The following is a 22,522-nucleotide window of genomic DNA, read 5'->3' on the forward strand; positions in this document are numbered from 1 at the left end:
GCAGCCGATCGCAAGACCAGCGAAGCCTCGCGGCCACGTTGCACGCGGTAACGAACCGTTAATCTCTGAAGGACCGCGCCATCGCATGCGTCACGGCGACGCGTCGAAGAGTGGCATGCGCTTAAACGCTTTGTTTGCCATTTCGGTGAATAGTCCCTCAATGAGTATGGTTAATTTTCCCTGTTGCGTTGAGTGGGCACCTATATCTGAGGTGCGTGGCGTAGAGCGAAGAGTACCCCCTCAGCTCGCGGCACTTGGAATGAAAGCTGGGGATCATGCTTGACTATAACCAGCCGATAGATCGGGCCGGACCGGAGGCCCCGCAGCAGCGGCCTCGGGTTGGCTTCAACGTGCTGGAGCTGGTCAATCTGCTCTGGCGGCGGAAGGTCGCGATTGCCGTTGCCGCGCTGCTCGGTGCAACGGCCGCCGTCACCGTGGGCAAGAGCCTGACGCCCCGCTACACCGCCACCGCCCAACTCTATGTCGACCCGCGCGAGCTTCAGCTCGTCGATCGCGAGCTAACGCCTCGCGCGCAGGACGTCTCCGGCATGTCGATGGTGGTCGAGAGCCAGGCGCGCCTGATCACCTCCAACAGCGTGCTGCTCCAGGTGATCCAGCAGGCTGATCTGGACAAGGATCCCGAATTCGGCGGCGGCGCCGACGGCAAAGGCGTGATGTCCTCGCTGCTCGGTCTGATCGGCCTTCAGCCCCGCGCGCCCTCCGCCACGGAGAAGAGGGAAGTGCAGCTCGCCGCCCTCGAGGCGCTGAACCGGCACATCACGATCCGCAAGACCGAGAAGAGCTTCATCGTCGACATCGAGGTCTGGTCGACCGATCCGGCGAAAGCGGCGATGCTCGCCAACACGCTGACCAGTGCCTACCTCGCGGAATCCCGCAACTCGCAGGCGTCAGCCGCGCGGCGCGCCACCAACGATCTCTCCGGCCGCTTGAAGGAGTTGCGCGAGCGGCTGCGCAACGCCGAGACCGTGCTTGCGACCTACAAGGCCCAGAACAATTTCGTCGGTACCCAGGATGCGCTGATCAGCGACCAGCAGCTTTCCGCCAGCAACCAGCGGCTTTCCGCCGCCCGCGCCGCGACCATGGACGCGCAGGCGCGCCTCGATCAGATTGAGGCGAGCCGGCGCACCACGGCAGATGCGGGCGCGAACTCCGAAGCGCTGCAATCGCCGACCATCGCGAACCTGCGCGCGCAATATGCCGACGCGCGCAAGAAATATGCGGAGCAGGCCGGCGAGCTCGGCCCACGTCATCCGGCGCTGCGCCAGACCGAGAAGCAGGTCGAAGATCTCAAGCGCACCATCAACGAAGAGATCGACCGCTTCGCGCAGTCCGCCAAGAACGATTTGACGCGTGCCCGCGACTTTGAAGCCTCGCTCAGCCGGGCGCTGGAGGCACAGAAGCGGCAGAGCGTCCAGCTCAGCCAGGCCGCCGTGCGCTTGCGCGAGCTCGAGCGCGAAGCCGATGCCAGCCGTGACGTCTATCAATCCTTCCTCAAGCGTTCGCGCGAGACCGAGGAGCAGGAGACGCTGAACACCTCGGCGGCCCGAATCATCGGCGAAGCGACGGTGCCGCAGCGGCGCTCGTTCCCGCCGGCGATGAGCCTGTTCGCCATGATCGGCTTCATCTTCGGCGCGATCGCTGCATCGAGCTGGTTCGTCGCGGCCGAACTGCTGTTCGCCGGCGCATTCGCGCCGGCGCCGGCGCCGGCCCGGCCCAATCGCACTCCGTTGCCGCAAGCTCCGCGAGCTTCAGAGCCTTCGCGAACGGCGGAGACCGCCCGGCCCCACCCGGCCTCGCGAGCCCCGGAAATCGCGCAGGCACTGCCGGAACTCACAGCCCCGCCGCTGCAACCTTCGATGGTCGAGAAGCCCCTGATCGAAAAGCCGCTGATCGCGCGCCTCCAGGAGGCCGACGTCATCCACACGCTCGGTGCCATTCTCGCCACCGGCGGCGGCATCGACCTCACCCGGCTGGGCTGGCCGACGCTGCGCCCCGGCTTTCCCCTGACGACGCTGCTCAACGCCTGGCGCGACATGCGCGCTACGGCGGCCCGGCGCGCCGGCGGAAAGACAATGCCTGTTATCGCGCTCGTCGGTGCCAGTGAGACCACCGGGCGCAGCGTGACCGCGCTGAATTTCGCGCTCGCGGCCGCGCGCGACGGCGCTCGGGTACTGATGATCGATGCCGACCACCAGGCCCACTCGCTCTCGAACAAGGTCAACCGTCCCGGCAAGAGTGAGCCGAGCAAGGTTGGATGGCTTTCGATCGGCAGCAAGGCCGCGCGCGAGATCAAGACACTCAACGGCATCTCGGTATTGCCGGCCGCCGAACGCGACGCAGGCAAGGCCACTGACGCCATCCGCAAGGCCATCGAGCAGGCGCGCTCCGCCGGCGGTTATGACCTCGTGATCCTCGACGGTCCCGCGGCGCCACTCACGACCGGCAGCCGCAAGCTGCTCGATGATGCCGACGCGCTGGTGGCGGTGCTGCCGACCAGCCTCGACATCAACGACGGCCTCGAAGAGATATTGAGCACGCTCGGCCGCGCCGAGCGCAAGCTCGTCGGCGTCGTGCTCGACGAACTCACCCCTATGGCCCAAGCTCGCCAACGAGGCAGACAATATGCTTGAGCGCCGCATCAATCTCGATGGCCGGACCGCAACTGCCGACGTGCCGCGGATCACCATCGGCGGCCTTCGCATGGCCGCACTCGACCTGGAAGCGACCGCGGATTTCATGATCGAGGCGACCGATCCGCGCCATCGCATCGGCCGTCCGCTGCACCTGACCTCGGCCAACGGCGAGGTGCTGGCGCGGTGCTCGACCGAACCGGAGACCGAGCGCCTGTTCCGCGGCGCCGACCTCATCAACGCCGATGGCCAGCCGCTGGTGGCGGCGTCGAGGCTGCAATCCTGGTTTCCGCTGCCCGAGCGCGTCGCCACGACGGATCTGTTTCACGTCGTCGCGCGCAAGGCCGAAGCGGTCGGCCGCACCTTCTACATGTTCGGCGCGAGCGAGGACGAGAACGCCGCTGCGGTCGAGAACGTCCGGAAGATGTATCCAAACCTCAAGATCGTCGGCTACAGCCACGGCTATCTCCGTGGCGATGCACTGCGCGCGAAGGTCGACGAGATCAACGCGCTAGCACCGGATTATCTCTGGGTTGCGCTGGGCGTGCCAAACGAGCAGGCTTTCGTCGAGGAATTCACGCCGCATCTCACCAATGTCGGCGTCATCAAGACATCCGGCGGCCTGTTCAACTTCTTGTCGGGAAGCCGCGCCCGCGCGCCGCGATGGATGCAGAAGATCGGCCTGGAATGGGCCTGGCGCACCTTGCTCGAGCCCCGCCGCCTGTTCTGGCGTTATTTGACCACCAATCCTCGCGCGATCTATCTGCTGTTCAGCCGCAATCGGCCCCTTAATCGCTGAGTAGAACGACATGACCGCCGCCGGTTATCAGCCCCGCCTGCGCTGTTTCAACGCCGGCGGCGCCGGTATTGCGCCTTGCGGGTCGGGCTCATAAGCGGCTAAAGAGACTGTCACAGTCGGCGCCGGCAACTTTCGCGGCCGCCGCATGTTTTTGTATGGCCGCCGACACAAGCGGCACAATCGGCTCAGCCAATAGCGCGAGCCAGCTTTTCACAGCGAAGGCCACGATCGAGTCCGCGCATCGGCCTGCTTTCAGGCGCGACCCAAGGGAGCACGGAACGAATGCATCAGGCCGCAAGCCTGCAATTCGAGCGCATGATGGACGAGCTCATCCTCTGGCATGCCGTGCCGGAGGACGAACGATCGCCGGCGCCGGCCTGGTGGTGGGGTCCGGCGATGGCGGTATTCGACACGCACGAGCCGATGCGACAGGCCTGGTGTCGTGAGCTCGGCCTTAACGACGGATCGAGCTTTGCCGAAGGAGCGCATATCCTTATCGCGCTCTTCGCCGAACAAACCTCGCTTCCGTGGCCGGATGATTTTCCACGCAAGGCGGAGATCAGGGAAGAGGACGTCCGCGAGCTCCACCCGCAGCCATCAGACGACAGCGCTTTTCAACCGTAGCGCCGCGGCCGCGGTGGCGGCATGGTCCGGCTCCGGCTGGAGCGGCGGCGCGACAGACGGCTCCGTCGGCCGCAGCAGCTCGGCCATCTGCCGCGCCGGCACCGGCTTGGAGATCAGGAAGCCCTGCATCTCGTCGCAGCCATGAGCGCGCAGGAACGCCTCCTGTTCAGCGTTCTCGACGCCTTCCGCCACCACGGTCATACCGAGCGCCTTGCCCATGCTGATGATGGCCTGCGCGATCGCCTGATCCTCCGCATCCTGCGGCAGGTCGCGCACGAAGGAGCGGTCGATCTTGATGGTGTCGATCGGAAAATGCTTCATCAGCGACATCGACGAATATCCGGTGCCGAAATCGTCGATCGCCAAGCGAATGCCGCGGCTCTGGATGGCGTCGAGCACCTTGATCGCACGTCCGACATTGCGCATCATCATACTCTCGGTGACTTCGAGCTGGAGCAGCACCGGCGACATGCCGCTTGCGGCGAGCGCTTCGTCGACGTCCTGCAAGAGATGCTCGTCGACGAACTGGCGCGGCGACAGGTTCACCGCCATGGATACCGGCAAGAGGCCGCGCCGCTGCCAGGCCATGGCCTGCGCGCAGGCCTCCTTCATCACCCAGCGGCCGATCGGCACGATCAATCCGGTCTCCTCCGCCAGCGGAATGAACTGCGCCGGCGAGATATTGCCGAGATCGGGATGCGTCCAGCGCAATAGCGCTTCCACGCCGGTGATCTGGCCGGTCACCATGTCCACCTTGGGCTGGTAGTTCAAAGTGTACTGATCCCGCTCCAGCGCCCGGCGCAGCGCGCTCTCCAGCGACAGCCGCTCGATCGACTGCGTGTTCACTTCCTTGGAGAAGAAGCGATAGCCGTTCTTGCCGTCTTCCTTGGCGAGATACATCGCCATGTCGGCATTCTTGGTCAGCGTCAGCGCGTCGGCACCGTTGGCCGGATACATCGCAATGCCGATGGAGGCGGTGGTGTGGCACTCGTGGCCGGCCAGCTCCATTGGCTTCGCGAGCACGCGGAGCAGTTCCGTCGCGATGCGCTGGACGTCGTCGATCTCGCCGCACTGGTCGAGGATAACCACGAACTCGTCGCCTCCGAGGCGCGCCACCACGTCGCTCGCTCGCAGCGCGCTGCGCAACCGGTCGGCGACTTCGAGCAGGAGCAAATCGCCCGCCTCGTGGCCGAGCGAATCGTTGATGACCTTGAACCGGTCGAGATCGATGAACAGCACCGCGAAACGATGGTCATGGCGCTCCGCCGCATCGATTGCCGCGCGCAACACGGCACTGAATGTCTCGCGGTTGGGCAGGTTGGTCAGGCTGTCATAGGAGGCGAGATACTCGATCCGTTCGTCGGCCTTGTTCTTCTCGTCGGCGCGATCGAAATTCTCCATCGCGAAGGAGACGTTTTCGGCGAGACGCTGCAGCAGCTCGACGAACTCGTCGGTAAAGGCGGCAGGCTCCGCCGACAAGTAGATCATGACGCCAACTGCCTGGTCGTGGGCGACCAGCGGGAATGCCGCTCCCGAGCGCGCGCCGTCGCCGCGGACGATGGCGTGGAAGGCGCGGACGCGATCGTCGTTGAGATAATCGTTGCTGATGCAAGGCTGGCGCGTGCGGAATGCCGTGCCGCTCATCCCACGACCTTCCGGGCAATCGGGGTCGATGGAGAGGCGGACGGTGCGCGTGGTGCCGGCCGCGGGTCCGGCGCTGGCGACGATTTCCAGCTGGTCGCTCTCGGCGCTCGCGAGCGCGATGGTGGTGGAGGTGAATTTTGCGCCATTCGAAGCAGCAAGGCAGACGAGGTCGAACAGTTCGGCGCGCGACTTCGCCCGCATGATCGCCTCGTTGGTGGCGCTCAGCGACGCAAACATCCGCGTCAGGCGTTCCTTCTGCGCTTCGGTGCGGGCCTTCTCCTCGGCACGATCGAAATTGTCGAGGGCGAAAGAGACGTTTTCAGCCAGACGTCCGAGCAGCTCGACCAAATCGGGTGTGAACGTATTCTCTTCCGGTGCGAGGAAAAGCAGGATGCCAATCGGCTCCTGGCCGCCCCGCAGCAGCGGGAAGCTGGCAGCAGCCCGGGTTCCATCCTCGATCGCCTTGGAATGCCAGTACACCGATCGCGGATCATTCAGATAATCGTTGATGACACTGGCCCGGCGGGTCCGCAGCGACATCCCTATGATTCCCTGGCCTTCAGGATGGTCGGCGGAAACAAGGCAGGTGCGTCCCACCATTCGTTCCTGCAGGCGTCCCTTCACGGCGACGACCCGGACAAGTTCACGTTTGTCGTCCAAAGTGGCGATTGTCGCGGAGGCGAACACCCCGCCGAGCACGGCGGCCTGGCACGCGACCTCGAACAGCTCCTCGCGCGTCTTGGCGCGCATGATGGCTTCGTTGGTCGCGCTCAGCGCCTCGAACATGCCACTCAGGCGATCGCGCTGCTTGTCGGCCCGCGCTTTTTCGTCGGCTCGATCGAAATTCTCGAGCGCAAAGGCGACGTTGGCCTGGAGCTTACGCAGGAGCTCGACGAACTCGTCCGTGAAAGTGCCGCGCTCGCGCGAGTTAAACAGGAATACGCCTTCGACCTTGTCGCCATTGAACAGCGGCAGCGCGGTTGACGACGCAATGCCGTTGCGACGCGCGCTGGCGTGCCAGGGCTCGAGGCGGGCGTCTGCCAGGATGTCGTTGCTAATGCAAGCCTTCCGGGTCCGGAACGCAGTGCCGGTCAACCCACGTCCCTCCGGCACCTTGTCGCTGACCGGCAATCTGAAGGTTCGTACCTCAGCGGCGTTCGGTCCAAAGGATGCGACAACGCGAAGCAGTCCCGCGTCGCGGTCGAGCAACGCAATCGAGGTCGAGGCGAACTTCGCGCCCTGCGCCGTGGCTTCGCAAACCAGGTCAAACAGTTCGCTGCGGGATCTTGCCCGCAGAATGGCCTCGTTGGTCGCGCTTAGCGCCGCGTACATGCGCGCCAGCCGTTCCTCCTCCAGCGCGATCTGGGCCTTCTCCTTATCGCGGTCAAAGTTCTCGAGCGCAAAGCATACGGTTTCGGTCATGCGCAGCAACAGTGCGACGATGCCTTCGTCTTTTGCCCAGGCTTTGCTCACGAAGAAAAACAGCACGCCGATGCTGGTGCCACGCTTGATCAAGGGAGCAGCCACGCAGGCGACGGCGCCGGCATCGACGTTGGTTTGCTCCCAGGTCGTCCCCTTGGTACGATTGAGGAGGTCGTCCTCGACGATCGCTTTCTGAGTCCGGAACACCTGGCCGGAGATGCCCTTGCCATAGGGACTCTCCGCATCGATCGAGTAGCGCGTGCGTCTGATCAGATCCAGATTTTGTCCGGTCGCTGCCACCGGCGTCAGCCATTCGGAATCCGGCTCGCGCAGCAGAACGAAAGTGGCAAGCGATTTGCCGCTATGCACAGCGGCGTCGCAGACCCGCTGGTATAGATCCTGCTCAGTGCTGGCGTGAAGGATTGCTTCGTTGGTCGCAGTGAGGGCGCCGAACATGCGGTTGAGCCGCCGCACTGCCCGCTCGCCATCCAGGCGCGCTGTCTCGCGCGCGAAATTCTCCAGCGCATGTGAGATATTGCTCGACATCCGCTCGAAGAGCGAGACCATCGCCTCGTCGAGCGTGCCTGCCCCCGAGCGCGTCACATACAACACGCCGATGCTGCGACCGCCACAGATCAGGGGAAGCGCCGCGGCTGCCCCGACACCCGCTCCGGCAGCGCCTTCGCGCCACGCGAGCGAGCGCGGATCGTTCAGATAATCGTTACTGATGCAAATCCCCTGGCTGCGAAAGGCTTCGCCGCCGACGCCCGACCCCTCCGGCGTGCCGGCCTGCGTGGTGATCGTGATCGCACGCAGCCGCGCAACGTCGTCGCCGCTGCCGGCCGCAAATCGGAGCCGCTGGCCATCCGGCTCCGCCAGGAACACGGCGACGGCCATGAAGTCCCCACTCGAAAACCCGGCGTCGCAGACCTTCTGGTACAGCTCGTCCGGCGACTTCGCGTAAAGGATGGCTTCGTTGATGTCGCTCAACGCTGCAAGTGTGCGCGCGAGGGTCGTCTGCACGATCTCAACTCCCCGGCATTTCTGCCATTTTCTCCCGGGTAGCTTATGAGGGCGATGGCCTAAGTGGTGGTTATTGGTTCCCGCAAACCGTCGATCAAAGTGAACGAGCTGCAAACAGCTGTCGCGAACCTGTCAAAATCGCTATACTGGATGGCGGTTTCAGCCACAGACGCGCTCCCTTTACGAATTTGCAGCCCTGTATTGGTTTACGGGAGATTGATATCGCACCGGTGCTTTGAGACGATGGCTTCCAACAGGCACAGCCCGCCAAGGGCGAGACCTGAGGAAACGCTATGCCGATCGTCCAGGCCGACCGCCTCACGCACATCAGCGCCGCGCTGCTTCGTGCCGCCGGAGCTTCCGCGGAAGAGGCCGACGCGATCGCATGCGGCTGCGTCAACGCCAATCTCGCCGGCCACGATTCCCACGGCGTGATCGCTGTTCCCGCTGATGGCGATGCGCGAAGGCATGATCGGGATCGCGACGGCGGATTCCGGCCGCTCGCGGAAGCACGTGGCGCCCTTCGGCGGCAAGGAGGCACGGCTCGGCACCATCCGATCTCGATTGCGGTGCCGTCCGACCTCGATGCGCCGTTCTACCTGGACATGGCGACCTCTGCGGCGCGCGCTGGCGCGCGAGTACAGGCTCGATACGATCCTCGACCTGGCCTGACGGATTTCGGCCTGACGCAATTCGGAGAACAGCAGCATGACGCGGCAGATGGTACTGGTCGGCTTCCTTCAGGCCCAGAACTGCACGAATTTGCCTAGCTCGTGGCGGCATCCGGACTCGCGCGACGATTCGATGTCGGCGGACTATTATCAGGAGATCGCCAAAATCCTCGAAGCCGGCAAGTTCCACATGGCGTTCTTCGACGACCGGTTGGCGATGCCGGACCGCTACGGCAACGATCACGCCCACACCGTCGAATACGGCATCCGCTGCGTGAAGATGGATCCGCTGATCGTGCTGACCACGATGGGCATGGTTACGGAGAAGCTCGGGTTGGGGGCGACCGGCTCGACGACTTATTTCGAACCTTTCGACATCGCCCGCCGCTTCGCAACGCTCGACCTGATGTCCGGCGGACGCGCCGGGTGGAACGTCGTCACCTCGCTCAACGACGGCGAGGCACACAACATGGGGCGCGACTCTCATCCCGAACATGATTCCCGCTACGACAAGGCCGACGAATTCATGGAGGTCGTGCTCGGCCATTGGGACACTTGGGAGGACGGCGCGCTCATCATGGACAAGACGAGCGGCCGCTTCGCCGATCCAGCCAAGGTGAAGCGGCTCGATCACAAGGGCCCATTCTACAAGTCGCGCGGTCCCTTCACCGTGCCGCGCTCGGATCAGGGCCATCCCGTGGTCATCCAGGCCGGCGCGTCCGGACGCGGGCAGCGCTTTGCAGGACGATGGGGCGAAGTAATCTTTACCGCTGCACGTAACCTCTCCGCCGCCAAGGACGGCTATGCGGCGGTGCGTAACGAGGCCGCGAAAGTCGGCCGCGATCCGGAGGCGATGTTCCTCTGCAACCTGACGACGCCGGTTTGCGCCGCGACCAAAGCCGAGGCCGAAGATAAGATGGCGCTGATCAACAAGCTGCCGCTGCAGATCGATGCGATGTCGCTGCTGGCCGAAGCACTCAACTACGACTTCGCCTCCAAGGATCTCGACGAGCCGCTGACGACTGAGGAGTTGAAGAGCATGCAGGGCATTCTGGGCATCCGGGACGGCGTGCTCAAGAACTCCGGTAAAAGCAATCCGAGCGCGCGCGACTTCGTCACCTTCTCCGGCCGCGGTCAGGTCCAGGATGCGATGGTTGGCGGCCCCAAGGAGATTGCGGACAAGCTCGAAGAAATGTTCGTCGAGCGCGGCTGCGACGGTTTTGTCATCGCCGCGACCTATGTGCCCGGCTCCTATGCCGATTTCGTGCAATATATCGTCCCGGAATTGCAGCGGCGCGGATTGTTCCAGAAGGAATATCGCGGCAAGACACTGCGGGAAAATCTCGGGCTGAAGCGGCCGGCGGCCGGAGACTGGAAAGTGCAGCCGCGCGATGCCGCGGAATAACAACGGAGACACGGCATGCGCTGGCTGACATTCACGGCCGCGGACAAGACGTCCTGGGGATTCGTCGAGGGTGACCAAGTGATTGCGGTCGACGGCGATCCCTTCGGCGAATGGCAGCGGACCTCGCGCACGCATCCGCTGTCGCAGGTCAGAATCGAGCTTCCGCTGATTCCGCGCACCTTCTACTGCGTCGGCCTGAACTATCTGAAGCACCTGAAGGAGGCCGCCGACAAGCGGGGCGAAGTGCCGGCAGTGCCTGACAGACCAGAGATCGGCTATCGCGCTCAGAATGCGCTGATCGCACATGACGAGGACGTCGTGATCCCGTCCTTTGCGACGGACAAGATCCACTACGAAGGCGAACTCGTCGTCATCATCGGCAAGAAGGTCAAGCATCTCACGAAGCAGAATGCGATGGATTGCGTGTTCGGCTACACCATCGGCAACGACGTCAGCGAACGAAGCTGGCAGAAAGCCGACCGCAGCCTGTGGCGGTCGAAGAACGCCGACACGTTCAAGCCGATGGGCCCGTGGATCGAGACCGAAGTCGACCTCGCCCGTATGGAGACCATCGTTCGCGTCAACGGCGAGGAAACCAACCGCTTCCGCACCAACGACATGATCTTCGGCGTGGTGCCGTTCCTTGTCGAGCTATCCAAATACTTTACGTTATGGCCCGGCGACATGATCTGGATGGGCACCGACGGTGCGTCGCCCGACATCAAGCACGGCGATGTCGTGGAGATCGACATCACCGGCATCGGCACGTTGCGGAATAGATTCGTGCGGGAGGAGCGGTAGCCCACGTTGCACCAACAGTGTCGTCCCGGCGAAAGCCGGGACCCATGCGCCGCAGCAGATGTTTTGATTAGGACTCGTCGTTACGGCTTCGCAAGGCAATTGGCATTCGTGGTTATGGGTCCCGGCCTTCGCCGGGACGACGAAGCGCTGCCTCTCAAAACGGTAGGGTCACGCTGGTCTTGATCTCCTTCAGCACCACATTGCTTCTGACATAGCGAATGCCGGGAATGCGGAACATGAACTCGTCGAGAAATTTGTTGTAGGCCGTCATGTCCTGCACGACGACGCGCAAATGGTAATCGGCATCGCCCGTGGTCGCAAAGCACTCCAGCACCTCACGCCGCGTGGTCACCCGCGCGACGAACTCGTCGACGAATTTTGCGTCGTGCCGTTCCAGCGAGACGTGGAGGATCGCGGACATCGCGAAGCCGGCCTGCTCGCGCGCGACCAGGGCCGCATAGCCCTGGATGGCACCGCTCTCCTCCAGCGCGCGCACCCGGCGCCAGCAGGCCGAGGTGGACATGCCGACCGCGTCGGCGAGCTGCTGGTTGGTGGCGCGGCCGTCCTTCTGGAGATAGGCGAGAATCCGCGCGTCTTGGTCTTCGATCATGGAAAGCACCAAAATGGATTACTCTACCGATTTGTAGATTATAACGGACAATTCTACCACAATGGATATCCTATTCGGGAAAATAGGTAGGACCTACCAGTTGCCGAGGCCTACCCTTCTCCCATCCGGCAAGGATGCCGCGGGAGGTCCGCATGGACGCCATTTCCTCACTCGACGCCTACCAGCTTTCCGACCGCTACGACCGCGAAGAAGGCCGCGTCTTCCTCACCGGCACGCAGGCCATCGTCCGCATCGCGCTCGACCAGGTGCGGCGCGACCGTGCCGCCGGGCTGAACACGGCGGGCTTCATCTCGGGCTATCGCGGCTCGCCGCTCGGCGGCATCGATCTCGAACTGTGGCGCATCCAGGAGCGGCTGAAGCGGGACGGCATCGAATTCCTCCCCGCGGTGAACGAAGACCTTGCCGCGACGGCGGTGCTCGGGTCGCAGCAGGTCGAGACGCAAGCTGACCGCGAGGTCGATGGTGTGTTCGGGCTCTGGTACGGCAAGGGTCCCGGCGTCGATCGCTCCGGCGATGCGCTGAAACACGGCAATGCCTACGGCTCCTCACCGCATGGCGGCGTTCTGGTGGTCGCTGGCGACGACCATGGCTGCGTCTCGTCCTCGATGCCGCACCAGTCCGACGTCGCTTTCATGAGCTGGTTCATGCCGACGCTCCACCCCGCAAGCGTCAGCGAGTATCTCGAATTCGGTGAATATGGCTATGCGCTGAGCCGCTTCACCGGCATGTGGGTCGGCTTCAAGGCGATCTCGGAGATCGTGGAATCCGGCGCCTCCGTCGCGCTGCGCCCGCCGCGCGCCTTCCACACTCCGGACGTCACGCCGCCACCCGGCGGCTTGCACTATCGCTGGCCCGATCTGCCGGGGCCGCAGATCGAGGAGCGGCTGGAGGCGAAGAAGCACGCGGTCTACGCCTTCGCAAAGGCCAATCCGATCGATCGTCACATCTACGATATCCCGGGCGCTACCTACGGCATCGTCACCACAGGCAAGGCCCATCTCGATCTGATGGAAGCGTTGCGGTTGATGGATCTCGACGAAGCGGCCTGCCGCAGCATCGGCATCGACATCTACAAGGTTGGCATGGTCTGGCCGCTGGCGCTGCATGACGCGATGGCCTTCGTGAAGGGCAAGCGCGAGATCCTCGTGGTCGAGGAGAAGCGCGGTATCATCGAAAGCCAGTTCAAGGAATATTTTTACGATTATCCGGGCGAAAAACCCGAGCGCATGGTCGGTAAGCACGACGAAACCGGCGCGCGGCTGATCTCCTGGATCGGCGAATTGTCGCCGCGCGCGCTCGCTGGGGTGCTTGCACGCCGTCTCGATCCGATGTTCCCAAGCCTTAATCTCGCCGCGCGCGCAGCCGGCTTGATGCCTGAGGCTGCGCGCACGATCAACGTCAGCGGTGCGACGCGCACGCCGTATTTCTGCTCCGGATGCCCGCACAACACATCGACAAAAGTGCCGGAGGGGTCGAAGGCGCTGGCCGGCATCGGCTGTCATTTCATGGCGAGCTGGATGGACCGCGAGACATCGTCCCTGATCCAGATGGGCGGCGAAGGCGTGAACTGGGCCGCCTCGTCACGCTTCACCGGCAACAAGCACGTGTTCCAGAATCTCGGCGAAGGCACCTATTATCATTCGGGCTCGATGGCGATCCGGCAGGCGATCGCGGCCAAAGCCAACATCACCTACAAGATCCTGTTCAACGATGCCGTCGCCATGACCGGCGGCCAACCCGTCGACGGCCCGATCAGCGTCCACGCCATCGCGCACAGCGTCCGCGCCGAGGGCGTTGCGCGCATCGCGTTGGTGTCGGACGATCCAGCGCAATTTTCGCCAGGCGACCTGCCGGTCGGCGTGTCCATCCATCCGCGCGAAGAGATGGACGATGTACAGCGCGAGCTGCGCGAGATTCCCGGCGTCTCGGTTCTGATCTATCAGCAGACCTGCGCGACAGAGAAGCGGCGTCGTCGCAAGCGTGGGCAGATGATCGATCCCAAACGCTTCGCCTATATCAGCGATCTCGTCTGCGAAGGCTGCGGCGACTGCTCGGTCGAATCCAACTGCCTCAGCGTCGAGCCCAAGGAGACACCCTTCGGCCGGAAGCGGCGGATCAATCTCTCGTCCTGCAACAAGGACTTTTCCTGCCTCAACGGGTTTTGCCCGAGCTTCGTCACCGTTGAGGACGCGACGCGCCGGAAGAAGGGCGCAAGCCGGACCGACGCGGTCGGCCACGCGGCCACACTTCCCCTGCCCACTCTCGCAACGCTCGACCGTCCCTATGATCTGCTCGTCACCGGCGTCGGCGGCACCGGCGTGATCACGGTCGGCGCGCTGATCGGCATGGCGGCGCATCTCGAACGACACGGCGTCTCGGTGCTGGATTTTACCGGCTTTGCGCAGAAATTCGGGCCGGTGCTGAGCTACATCCGGTTGGCCGCGTCCCCCGACGCATTGCATCAGGTCCGTATCGACCAGGGCGCGGCCGATGCGCTCATCGGTTGCGACCTCGTCGTCAGCTCCTCGCCGAAGGCGTCCGGCACCTATCGGAAAGGCACGCGAGCCGCGGTCAACACCGCGGAGATGCCGACCGGCGAGGTCGTCCGCTTCCGCGACGCGGATCTCGCCTCACCCGCCCGCCTGCGCGCGATCGGCCAGGTGATCGGCGACGGCAATCTCGACACCATCAACGCCAACGCACTGGCGGAGCGTCTGCTCGGCGATGCCGTCTATGCCAACATCGTCATGCTGGGCTTTGCCTGGCAGCGCGGGCTGTTGCCGGCCTCGCTGTCGGCGCTGTTGCGCGCGATCGAGCTCAACGGCGTCGCGGTCGAAAGCAACAAGCAGGCTTTCGCCTGGGGCCGGATTGCAGCGGCCGACCCTGACTTCTTGCCGAAGGTGGACGAAGCGCCCAAGGCCGAGACGCTCGACCAGCTGATCGACCGCCGCGCCGACTTCCTCGCGGCTTATCAGAACGATGCCTATGCAGCGCGCTATCGAGCACGCGTTGCAAACGTTCGCAATGCGGAAGCCAACCTGAATAGCGAGAAGTTGACCGAGGCGGTTGCGCGCGCCCTGTTCAAGCTGATGGCCTACAAGGATGAGTACGAGGTGGCGCGCCTGCACATGCAGAGCGGCTTCCTCGACGAGCTGAAGCGCGAGTTCGAGGACGGCTTCAGCGTCAAATACCATCTCGCTCCGCCCTTCCTGCCGTCCGAGCGCGACGCCCGCGGCCGGCCGCGCAAGCGCGCCTTCGGCCAGTGGATCCAGCTGCCGCTCGCCGCGCTCGCGCGACTGAAAGGGTTGCGCGGGACAGTATTCGATCCGTTCGGCTACACCGTCGAACGCCGCACCGAGCGAAACCTGATCGCCTGGTATGAGGGCGTGATCGAACGGATGCTCGGCGAACTCGATGCGGCGCGCCTGCCCGATCTCGTCGTGATCGCCAAGGCGCCGATGGAGATCCGCGGTTACGGGCCGGTGAAGGACATCGCGATCGCGAAGGTGAAGCCGGCGGTCGAACGGCTTCTCGCCGATGTGATCGCAGCGTCGCAGGCAAAGTTGCGCGCCCACGGTTGACGTGATGCCGGCGAGGCTTCAGCCTCCCGAATTCGAGGGCTCCATGATGGAGCCGGGCAAGCGGGTGACGCATCATGGATTTCGATCAGTTGACCCTGACCCAGGCCGCCGCCGACCTCCGCGCCGGCAAGGTGACGAGCACAGCACTCACGACGGAAGCGCTTGCCCGCGCCAAAGCCAATGCCGACCTCAATGCCTTCGTCACCCTGGACCAGGCCGGCGCCCTGAAGGTTGCTGCCGCATTCGACGCGACGGGCGACCGGACAAAACCGCTTGGCGGCGTGCCCATCGTGATCAAGGACAACATCGAGGTTGCCGGGCTGCCCTGTAGCGCGGGCACGCCGGCCCTGAAGGATTACGTTCCCACGGCCGACGCGCCAGTTGCGGCAAAACTGCGGGCCGCAGGCGCGGTCATCATCGGCAAGACCAGCATGCACGAGCTCGCCTTCGGCATCTCCGGCTACAACACCGCATTCAAGACCGCTGCCGAGTTCGGCGTGCGCAACGCCTATGACCGGGCCCTGATCGCCGGCGGCTCTTCCTCCGGGACCGGTACCGCGATCGGCGCGCGCATCGTGGCAGGCGGGCTCGGCACCGACACCGGCGGATCGGTCCGGGTGCCGGCTGCGCTGAATGGATGCGCCTCGCTGCGCCCGACCATCGGACGCTATCCGCAAGCTGGAATTGCGCCGCTCTCGCACACCCGCGACACCGCGGGTCCCATGGCCGCGACCATGGCGGATGTCGCGCTGCTCGACCGCGTCATTGCAGGCGGCGATGCCATCGCGCCGGCCGATCTGAAGCTGGTGCGGATCGGCATCGTAAAGGCGATGCTGAGCAATCTCGACGCCGACACCGACGCCGCATTCGAGGCGGCCGTCACGAAAATGAAGGCGCAGGGCGTCACCGTCATCGAAATCGAGATGCCGCTGCTCGCCGAACTCAACGGCCAGGTGAGCTTTCCCGTCGTGCTGTATGAGGCCTATGACGACATGGTCGCATATCTCAGACACAGCGGTACCGGCCTCAGCATCGCGGCGCTGGCAGCGGAGATATCCAGCGCAGACGTCAAGGGTACCTATGATGGGCTGGTGATCCCGCGCAAACTGCCCGCCCCCGATGGCACGCTGGTTGACGCCAAGCCGATCTACGACGCCGCGATCAACACAGCGCGCCCCGCGCTTCAGGCGCTCTACAGCAGGACTTTCGCCGACAACCGGCTCGATGCCATCGCCTTCCCGACCACGCCGCGCGTCGCCATTGCCTCCAATCCCGATTCCAGCAGCCTCGAAAATTTCGGCCTGTTCATCCAGAACACCGATCCCGGCAGCAATGCCGGAATTCCCGGAATCCAGATCCCGATTGCGCTCGGCCCGGTCAGCAAGCTCCCGATCGGGCTCGAGCTGGATGGCCCGTCCGGAAGCGATCGCCGCCTACTTGCGGTCGGGATGGCACTTGAAAAAGTGTTCGGACGGCTGCCGGCGCCGTCCCGATCATGAATAGGGATTGATCAGCTTCTGCTGCTCAGCGCTATGATGCACGAGCATGTCGATGAAGGTCCTGACCTTTGCCGACAGATGATGGCGGTGTGGATAGACGGCATTCATCGACATCTCGACTGGACGATATTCGGGCAAGAGGCGCACGAGCCGACCGGCCTCGAGATCGTCGCGGATCAGAAATCCGGCCATCAGGCAGACGGCAGCGCCTTCCAGCGCCACCTTTCGCAAGGCCTCACCGCTGTTGGTGATGAAGCTGCCGGAGATGCGCACCGATGCCGGCGCGCCCTTGCGATCGAAGAAGCGCCAATCGTCGCCGAACGGATAATTCAAATGGCGCCCGCAATTGTGCGCGGCGAGCTCGTCGAGCTTCTGCACGCGACCGTGCTTGTCGAGATAGTCGTGCGAGCAGCACAGGACGTGGCGCCAGGTGGCCAGGCTGCGGACGATCAGGCTCGAATCCGGCGGCGCGGTCATGCGCAGAGCAACGTCATAACCTTCTTCGATGAGATCGATGTCGGCCTCGCCCATGCGCAGATCGATCTTGAGCTCCGGATAGGCCGACAGGAGCTTCGCCACCACGGGCGCAACGAACGGCACCATATGCGTGGCGACGTGGATCCGTAGCGTGCCGCGGGGCACCGACTGCAATTCGCTCGCGATATCGTCGGCCTGTTTGATTTCGGCGAGTATCTGGATGCAGCGGTCGTAATAAGCCTTGCCGATGTCGGTGAGGCTGACCTTGCGCGTAGTGCGCTGAAGCAGCCTCACCCCGAGGCGGTCTTCCAGCGCCTGGACGTGATTGCTCACCATGGTGGTCGACATGTTGAGCTTGCGGGCTGCTGCAGAGAAGCCGCCGGCCTCGGCCACCCGGCTGAAGACTTCGAGACTTGTCAATCGGTCCATACCGACTGATTATCCGCTCTTGGTCGATAATCGCAAGGAATTCTGTCCGATTATCCATCAGATCGTCTCGCGCGCGGATGGCGGATGGGTTAGCCGCAATCGCTCGACAGAGGCGGCAATCGCTCTGGGGCAGTCGCACCTCCGGCTCGGTAGACCATACGCGAAGGCCGGTCCCCGGACTATCCACTCTCAGCGGATAATCCTTCCGGTATTTCGCCGATTATCGATCGAGCGAAGAAGACCGATAGTCTCAGCCACCAGACAGGAGACTGCCATGTCCGAGATGCCCCGCACCGAAAACTTCCAGCAAGCGACTGAGATACTGCAAGCTTCTCCGCCGGTGCCGGTGCGTGGTCCGACCCGGAATATGGTCCGGCGGGCGGCGTTGGCGCTCGCGTTCCTCGCGGGCACAGCAGCGATTGTCCATTACGGACACGACTACTGGGTCAACGGCCGTTATCTCGAGACAACCGACGACGCCTATGTGAAGGCCGACTCCACGATCGTCGCGCCAAAAGTCTCGGGCTACATCGCCAAGGTGCTGGTCAGCGACAACGAAAAGGTCAAAGCGGGCCAGGTGCTGGCGAAGATCGACGACCGCGACTTCAAGGCGGCGCTCGACCAGGCCCGCGCTGATGTCGCTGCGGCGGAAGCATCGGTGCGCAACCTCGACGCCCAGCTCGAACTCCAGCAGCCGATCATCGAGCAGAGCACGGCCGATGTTGCTGCTGCGGACGCGAATCTGAAATTTGCGCAGGAGGAGCGCGCCCGCTACGACGATTTGATGAAGTCGGGCTCCGGCACGATTCAGCGCGCACAACAGACTGACGCTGCGTTGCGCGCCAGCAATGCACAGCTGCAACATGCCAGGTCGGGCCTCGTGGCCGCGCAACGCAAGGTCGACGTGCTCACCACCCAGCGCGCGCAGGCTACGGCCCAACTCGAACATGCGCGCGCGGTCGCGGAGCAGGCGACGCTGAATCTCTCCTACACCGAGATTACCGCGCCGGTCGACGGCACGGTCGGCGCCCGCTCATTGCGCGTGGGACAGTTCGTGCAGGCCGGCACGCAATTGATGGCGGTAGTGCCGCTCGATGCGGTCTATGTCGTGGCAAATTTCAAGGAGACGCAACTCACCCGTGTCCGCTCCGGCCAGCCGGTCGAGCTGCACGTCGACAGCTTCCGCAACCAGACCCTGCGCGGCCATGTCGACAGCCTGTCGCCGGCGAGCGGCCTTGAATTCGCGCTGCTGCCGCCCGACAACGCCACGGGCAATTTCACCAAGATCGTGCAACGGGTGCCGGTGAAGATCGTGCTCGACGACCACAGCCTGACCGGCCTGCTGCGCCCCGGCATGTCCGCGGTGCCGACCGTCGACACCAAACAGGCCGTCATGGCCGAGCGCGAGACGGCAAAGCATCTCGCCGACAACGCGGCCCGTCCTAACGGCGGCTGAAGCCGGGAGGGTCCCGTGGGATTTTCAAATCCTGCCGGATGATCCTTCCTGCGCTTCTCCGATTATCGAAACCAACTGCCTGATCCATCCTGTCTCCGTAACTGAGACGAGGCTTCGATGAGCACGCTCCAAATGACCGTCAACGCCGCCTCCGCCGCCAATATCCCCGCTTCAGTCGCGGCCCCCATAACGCCTGCCGTGTCGACCAAGACCTGGATTGCCGTGATCGGCGCGACGCTCGGCGCCTTCATGGCGGTGCTGAACATTCAGATCGTCAACGCGTCGCTCGCCGACATCCAGGGCGCGATCGGCGCCGGCATCGACGATGGCGGCTGGATCTCGACCTCTTATCTGATCGCGGAGATCGTGGTGATCCCGCTCTCGGGCTGGCTGGCGCAGGTGTTCTCGATCCGCATCTATCTCCTCACCAACGCGGTCCTCTTCCTGGTCCTATCGGCCGCCTGCGCGTTGGCGCAGGACCTGCCGCAGATGATCGTGCTGCGGGCGGTGCAAGGTTTTACCGGCGGCGTGCTAATTCCGATGGCGTTCACCCTCATCATCACATTGCTGCCGCGCGGAAAGCAGCCGGTCGGCCTCGCGCTGTTCGCGCTGTCGGCGACGTTCGCGCCCGCGATTGGCCCCACCATCGGCGGCTATCTCACCGAGAATTTTGGCTGGCAGTACATCTTCTACGTCAACGTCGTCCCGGGCGGGATCATGGTCGGCATGCTCTGGTACGCCCTCGATGCAAAGCCCATGAAGCTGTCGCTGCTGCGCGACGGCGACTGGGCCGGCATCATCACCATGGCGATCGGACTGTCGGCGCTGCAGACAGTGCTCGAGGAAGGCAACAAGGACGACTGGTTCGGCTCGCCCTTCATCGTCAAGCTGTCCGTCATCGCGGCCGTGGCCCTGATCGCCTTCCTGATCATCGAGCTCACGGTGAAGAAGCCGCTCCTCAACCTGCGTCTGCTGGTACGCCGCAACTTCGGCTTCGGCATGCTCGCGAACTTCCTGCTGGGGATCGCACTCTACGGCTCGGTGTTCATCCTGCCGCAATATCTGGCCCGCATCCAGGGCTACAATGCCGAGCAGATCGGCATGGTGCTGGCCTGGACCGGCCTGCCGCAACTTCTGCTGATCCCGCTGGTGCCGCGGCTGATGCAGAAGCTCGATGCGCGGCTCATCATCGGCGTCGGCTTCGTCCTGTTCGCGGCCTCCAACTTCATGAATATCTATATGACCGGCAACTATGCCGCCGATCAATTGCTCTGGCCCAATGTGGTCCGCGCGATCGGCCAGGCGCTGGTGATGGCGCCGCTGTCCGCGGTGGCCACGGCCGGCATCGAGGCGGAGAATGCGGGCTCGGCGTCCGGCCTGTTCAACATGATGCGCAATCTCGGCGGCGCCGTCGGCATCGCGCTGTTGCAGACCCTGCTGACCAAACGCGAGCAGTATCACTCCAACGTGCTGATGCAGTCGGTCTCGGTATTCGAGCAGTCCACCCGCACGAGACTGGAACAGCTCACGCAATATTTCATCAATCACGGCGTGCTCGACCGTGCGGATGCCGCGCATCGCGCCTATGTCGCGATCGGTCACATCGTCCAGAAGCAGGCTTACATCTTCGCCTTCAGCGACACCTTCTATCTGCTCGGCATGGCGCTGATCGTGGCGCTCGCCGCCGTCCTGTTCTTGAAGAAGCCCGGCCATGCCTCGGCCGGCGGCGCCCACTGACATCAACCCGGCAACCAAGGAGAACGACCATGAAACCCCGCATGAATTTCTACCAGGCCGCACCCGACACGATGAAGGCCCTGATGGGGCTGGAAGAGCAGATCCAGTCGACGGGCCTTGAGAAATCGCTGATCGAGCTCGTCAAGATCCGCGCGTCACAGATCAACGGATGTGCCTTCTGCATCAACATGCACACCGAGGACGCGCGCAAGCGCGGCGAGACCGAGCAGCGCATCTATCTGCTCAACGCCTGGCGCGAATCCCCGCTCTACACCGACCGCGAGCGCGCCGCACTGGCCTGGACCGAGTCGGTGACGCTGATCTCCGAGACGCACGCGCCCGATGACGTCTACGAGCAGGTCCGCGCGCAATTCTCCGATGCGGAGACGGTGAACCTGACCATGCTGATCGGCGCCATCAATGCCTGGAACAGGATCGCAATCGCATTCCGCGCGGTTCACCCGGTGAAGGTGAAGGCGTCGGTGGCCTGAGGTGCTGACGCATGAGGCCAAACTGCCTCCATGCATTCGACTGTCATGCCCCGGCTTGACCGGGGCATCCAGTACGCCGCGGCTTCTCGAGTCAAGCACTCCCGTCACGGCGTACTGGATCGCCCGGTCAAGCCGGGCGATGACACCGGGCGTGTGGCTAAACCGCCGTCGCCTTGGCGAACTCCACGTAGATCTCGCGCAGCCGCATGGCCATCGGGCCGGGCTTGCCGTCGCCGACCTTCTTGCCGTCGATCGCAACCACCGGCTGGACGAACAGCGACGCCGAGGTGGCAAAGGCTTCCTTGGCGGCGAGCGCCTCGGCGACCGTGAAGGAACGCTCTTCGACGCGGAGCTGACGCTCTTCAGCCAGCGCCACCACCGCCTTCCGGGTGCAGCCCGGCAGGATCGCGTTTGAGTTCTTGCGGGTCACGATGACGTCGTCCTGGGTGAGAATGAACGCCGAGGACGAGCCGCCTTCGGTGACGTAGCCGTCTTCCAGCATCCAGGCTTCGCCCGCGCCGGCTTCGGCCGCGGCCTGCTTCGCCAGCACTTGCGCCAGCAGCGCGACGCTCTTGATGTCGCGCCGCTCCCAGCGGATGTCGGGCACGGTGATCACGTTGATGCCGGTCTTGGCCGAGGCGGCGTTGATGATGTCCTTCTCCGACGTGAACATCACCAGGCTCGACTTGACGTCGCCCTTGGGGAAGGCGAAATCGCGGCCCTTGTCGGCGCCGCGGGTGACCTGGAGATAGACGAGACCGTTCTCGACCTGGTTGCGCGCGATCAGCTCTTTCTGGAGCTCGGTGATACGCTCGACCGTCTCGGGCAGCTTCAGCTGGATCTCGCCGACCGAGCGCTCCAGCCGCGCCAGATGCGAGGCATTGTCGATCAGCTTGCCGTCGAGCACGGCCGAGACCTCATAGATGCCGTCGGCGAACAGGAAGCCGCGATCGAGGACCGAAATTTTGGCGTCCGAGAGCGGGACGAATGAGCCGTTGACATAGGCGATCGGATCCAAGGCAGGTCTCCTGGGGAGGAAGGGATTTGGCGCGCTTATACGTGAAATGGGGGCGGCGATCACCCCTCTATTCGTCATTCCGGGGCATTCGCGCAGCGAATGAGCCCGGAATCCATTCCGCCTCGTACAATGCCGCCCGATGGATTCCGGGCTCGCGACTACG

The 22,522-nt window shown here is 64.0% G+C and carries 15 protein-coding genes; 11 read left to right on the forward strand and 4 right to left on the reverse strand.

Annotated elements, in window-relative coordinates:
* Nucleotides 1-275 precede the first annotated feature (275 nt).
* From ABIB90_RS26280 to ABIB90_RS26290, 3 genes are all read left to right on the forward strand, one after another.
* The gene (locus ABIB90_RS26280; RefSeq protein ID WP_354128667.1) at nt 276-2,651 is read left to right on the forward strand and encodes an exopolysaccharide transport family protein; all 2,376 of its coding nucleotides are present in this window, start codon (nt 276-278) and stop codon (nt 2,649-2,651) included.
* The gene (locus tag ABIB90_RS26285; protein ID WP_007597006.1) at nt 2,644-3,450 is read left to right on the forward strand and encodes a WecB/TagA/CpsF family glycosyltransferase; all 807 of its coding nucleotides are present in this window, start codon (nt 2,644-2,646) and stop codon (nt 3,448-3,450) included. Before ABIB90_RS26280 ends, ABIB90_RS26285 begins: the two co-directional genes overlap by 8 nt.
* 282 nt (nt 3,451-3,732) lie before the next feature.
* Nucleotides 3,733-4,074 (forward strand): hypothetical protein, encoded by a 342-nt coding sequence (locus tag ABIB90_RS26290; protein WP_219680722.1) that lies wholly within the window; start codon nt 3,733-3,735, stop codon nt 4,072-4,074.
* Here the strand turns inward: ABIB90_RS26290 and ABIB90_RS26295 are convergent.
* Nucleotides 4,048-8,163, reverse strand: coding sequence for a GAF domain-containing protein (locus tag ABIB90_RS26295; RefSeq protein ID WP_354201649.1), 4,116 nt, complete (start codon nt 8,161-8,163; stop codon nt 4,048-4,050). The genes ABIB90_RS26290 and ABIB90_RS26295 overlap by 27 nt on opposite strands.
* A 293-nt stretch (nt 8,164-8,456) precedes the next feature.
* Between ABIB90_RS26295 and ABIB90_RS26300 the strand changes: the two genes are divergently transcribed.
* From ABIB90_RS26300 to ABIB90_RS26310, 3 genes are read left to right on the forward strand one after another with little or no spacing between them, the layout of a single operon-like run.
* Nucleotides 8,457-8,933 (forward strand): hypothetical protein, encoded by a 477-nt coding sequence (locus ABIB90_RS26300; protein ID WP_502918244.1) that lies wholly within the window; start codon nt 8,457-8,459, stop codon nt 8,931-8,933.
* Nucleotides 8,872-10,239: an LLM class flavin-dependent oxidoreductase gene (locus ABIB90_RS26305; protein WP_354201650.1), complete on the forward strand. Its 1,368-nt coding sequence runs from the start codon at nt 8,872-8,874 to the stop codon at nt 10,237-10,239. Before ABIB90_RS26300 ends, ABIB90_RS26305 begins: the two co-directional genes overlap by 62 nt.
* Before the next feature lie 15 nt (nt 10,240-10,254).
* Nucleotides 10,255-11,040 carry a fumarylacetoacetate hydrolase family protein gene (locus ABIB90_RS26310; protein ID WP_007597011.1) on the forward strand — a complete coding sequence of 262 codons (786 nt, stop codon included), beginning with the start codon at nt 10,255-10,257 and terminating at the stop codon, nt 11,038-11,040.
* 154 nt (nt 11,041-11,194) lie between these two features.
* Here ABIB90_RS26310 and ABIB90_RS26315 read toward each other — a convergent pair whose 3' ends face one another.
* Nucleotides 11,195-11,650, reverse strand: coding sequence for an Lrp/AsnC family transcriptional regulator (locus tag ABIB90_RS26315; RefSeq protein ID WP_219680713.1), 456 nt, complete (start codon nt 11,648-11,650; stop codon nt 11,195-11,197).
* A 152-nt stretch (nt 11,651-11,802) separates the two neighbouring features.
* Between ABIB90_RS26315 and ABIB90_RS26320 the strand changes: the two genes are divergently transcribed.
* Nucleotides 11,803-15,252, forward strand: coding sequence for an indolepyruvate ferredoxin oxidoreductase family protein (locus tag ABIB90_RS26320; protein ID WP_354201651.1), 3,450 nt, complete (start codon nt 11,803-11,805; stop codon nt 15,250-15,252).
* A 74-nt stretch (nt 15,253-15,326) separates the two neighbouring features.
* Nucleotides 15,327-16,751, forward strand: coding sequence for an indoleacetamide hydrolase (iaaH, locus tag ABIB90_RS26325; protein ID WP_354201652.1), 1,425 nt, complete (start codon nt 15,327-15,329; stop codon nt 16,749-16,751).
* Here the strand turns inward: iaaH and ABIB90_RS26330 are convergent.
* Nucleotides 16,746-17,657: a LysR family transcriptional regulator gene (locus ABIB90_RS26330; protein ID WP_354201653.1), complete on the reverse strand. Its 912-nt coding sequence runs from the start codon at nt 17,655-17,657 to the stop codon at nt 16,746-16,748. The two genes, iaaH and ABIB90_RS26330, sit on opposite strands and share 6 nt — an antisense overlap.
* Nucleotides 17,658-17,931: 274 nt before the next feature.
* Between ABIB90_RS26330 and ABIB90_RS26335 the strand changes: the two genes are divergently transcribed.
* The 3 genes from ABIB90_RS26335 to ABIB90_RS26345 all read left to right on the forward strand — a co-directional run bounded on the left by ABIB90_RS26335 (nt 17,932) and on the right by ABIB90_RS26345 (nt 21,341).
* On the forward strand, nt 17,932-19,113 hold the full coding sequence (locus tag ABIB90_RS26335; protein ID WP_354201654.1) for an HlyD family secretion protein: 1,182 nt from the start codon (nt 17,932-17,934) through the stop codon (nt 19,111-19,113).
* A gap of 117 nt (nt 19,114-19,230) precedes the next feature.
* Nucleotides 19,231-20,850, forward strand: a complete 1,620-nt coding sequence (locus ABIB90_RS26340) for an MDR family MFS transporter (RefSeq protein ID WP_354201655.1) — start codon at nt 19,231-19,233, stop codon at nt 20,848-20,850.
* 29 nt (nt 20,851-20,879) lie between these two features.
* Complete coding sequence (locus tag ABIB90_RS26345) at nt 20,880-21,341, forward strand: carboxymuconolactone decarboxylase family protein (protein ID WP_007597023.1); 462 nt, start codon at nt 20,880-20,882, stop codon at nt 21,339-21,341.
* A 157-nt stretch (nt 21,342-21,498) separates the two neighbouring features.
* On the opposite strand, the gene ABIB90_RS26350 is transcribed toward ABIB90_RS26345, so the two are convergent.
* Nucleotides 21,499-22,359 (reverse strand): D-amino-acid transaminase, encoded by an 861-nt coding sequence (locus ABIB90_RS26350; RefSeq protein ID WP_354201656.1) that lies wholly within the window; start codon nt 22,357-22,359, stop codon nt 21,499-21,501.
* Between the last annotated feature and the right edge of the window lie 163 nt (nt 22,360-22,522).

The organism is Bradyrhizobium sp. JR4.1 (assembly GCF_040548605.1).
Lineage (GTDB): Bacteria > Pseudomonadota > Alphaproteobacteria > Rhizobiales > Xanthobacteraceae > Bradyrhizobium > Bradyrhizobium canariense.

Coding starts and splice junctions, on each gene's coding strand:
- ABIB90_RS26280 (WP_354128667.1), top strand. CDS start 276: ATGCTTGACTATAACCAGCCGATAGATCGGGCCGGACCGGAGGCCCCG.
- ABIB90_RS26285 (WP_007597006.1), top strand. CDS start 2,644: ATGCTTGAGCGCCGCATCAATCTCGATGGCCGGACCGCAACTGCCGAC.
- ABIB90_RS26290 (WP_219680722.1), top strand. CDS start 3,733: ATGCATCAGGCCGCAAGCCTGCAATTCGAGCGCATGATGGACGAGCTC.
- ABIB90_RS26300 (WP_502918244.1), top strand. CDS start 8,457: ATGCCGATCGTCCAGGCCGACCGCCTCACGCACATCAGCGCCGCGCTG.
- ABIB90_RS26305 (WP_354201650.1), top strand. CDS start 8,872: ATGACGCGGCAGATGGTACTGGTCGGCTTCCTTCAGGCCCAGAACTGC.
- ABIB90_RS26310 (WP_007597011.1), top strand. CDS start 10,255: ATGCGCTGGCTGACATTCACGGCCGCGGACAAGACGTCCTGGGGATTC.
- ABIB90_RS26315 (WP_219680713.1), bottom strand. CDS start 11,650: ATGATCGAAGACCAAGACGCGCGGATTCTCGCCTATCTCCAGAAGGAC.
- ABIB90_RS26320 (WP_354201651.1), top strand. CDS start 11,803: ATGGACGCCATTTCCTCACTCGACGCCTACCAGCTTTCCGACCGCTAC.
- iaaH (WP_354201652.1), top strand. CDS start 15,327: ATGGATTTCGATCAGTTGACCCTGACCCAGGCCGCCGCCGACCTCCGC.
- ABIB90_RS26330 (WP_354201653.1), bottom strand. CDS start 17,657: ATGGACCGATTGACAAGTCTCGAAGTCTTCAGCCGGGTGGCCGAGGCC.
- ABIB90_RS26335 (WP_354201654.1), top strand. CDS start 17,932: ATGTCCGAGATGCCCCGCACCGAAAACTTCCAGCAAGCGACTGAGATA.
- ABIB90_RS26340 (WP_354201655.1), top strand. CDS start 19,231: ATGAGCACGCTCCAAATGACCGTCAACGCCGCCTCCGCCGCCAATATC.
- ABIB90_RS26345 (WP_007597023.1), top strand. CDS start 20,880: ATGAAACCCCGCATGAATTTCTACCAGGCCGCACCCGACACGATGAAG.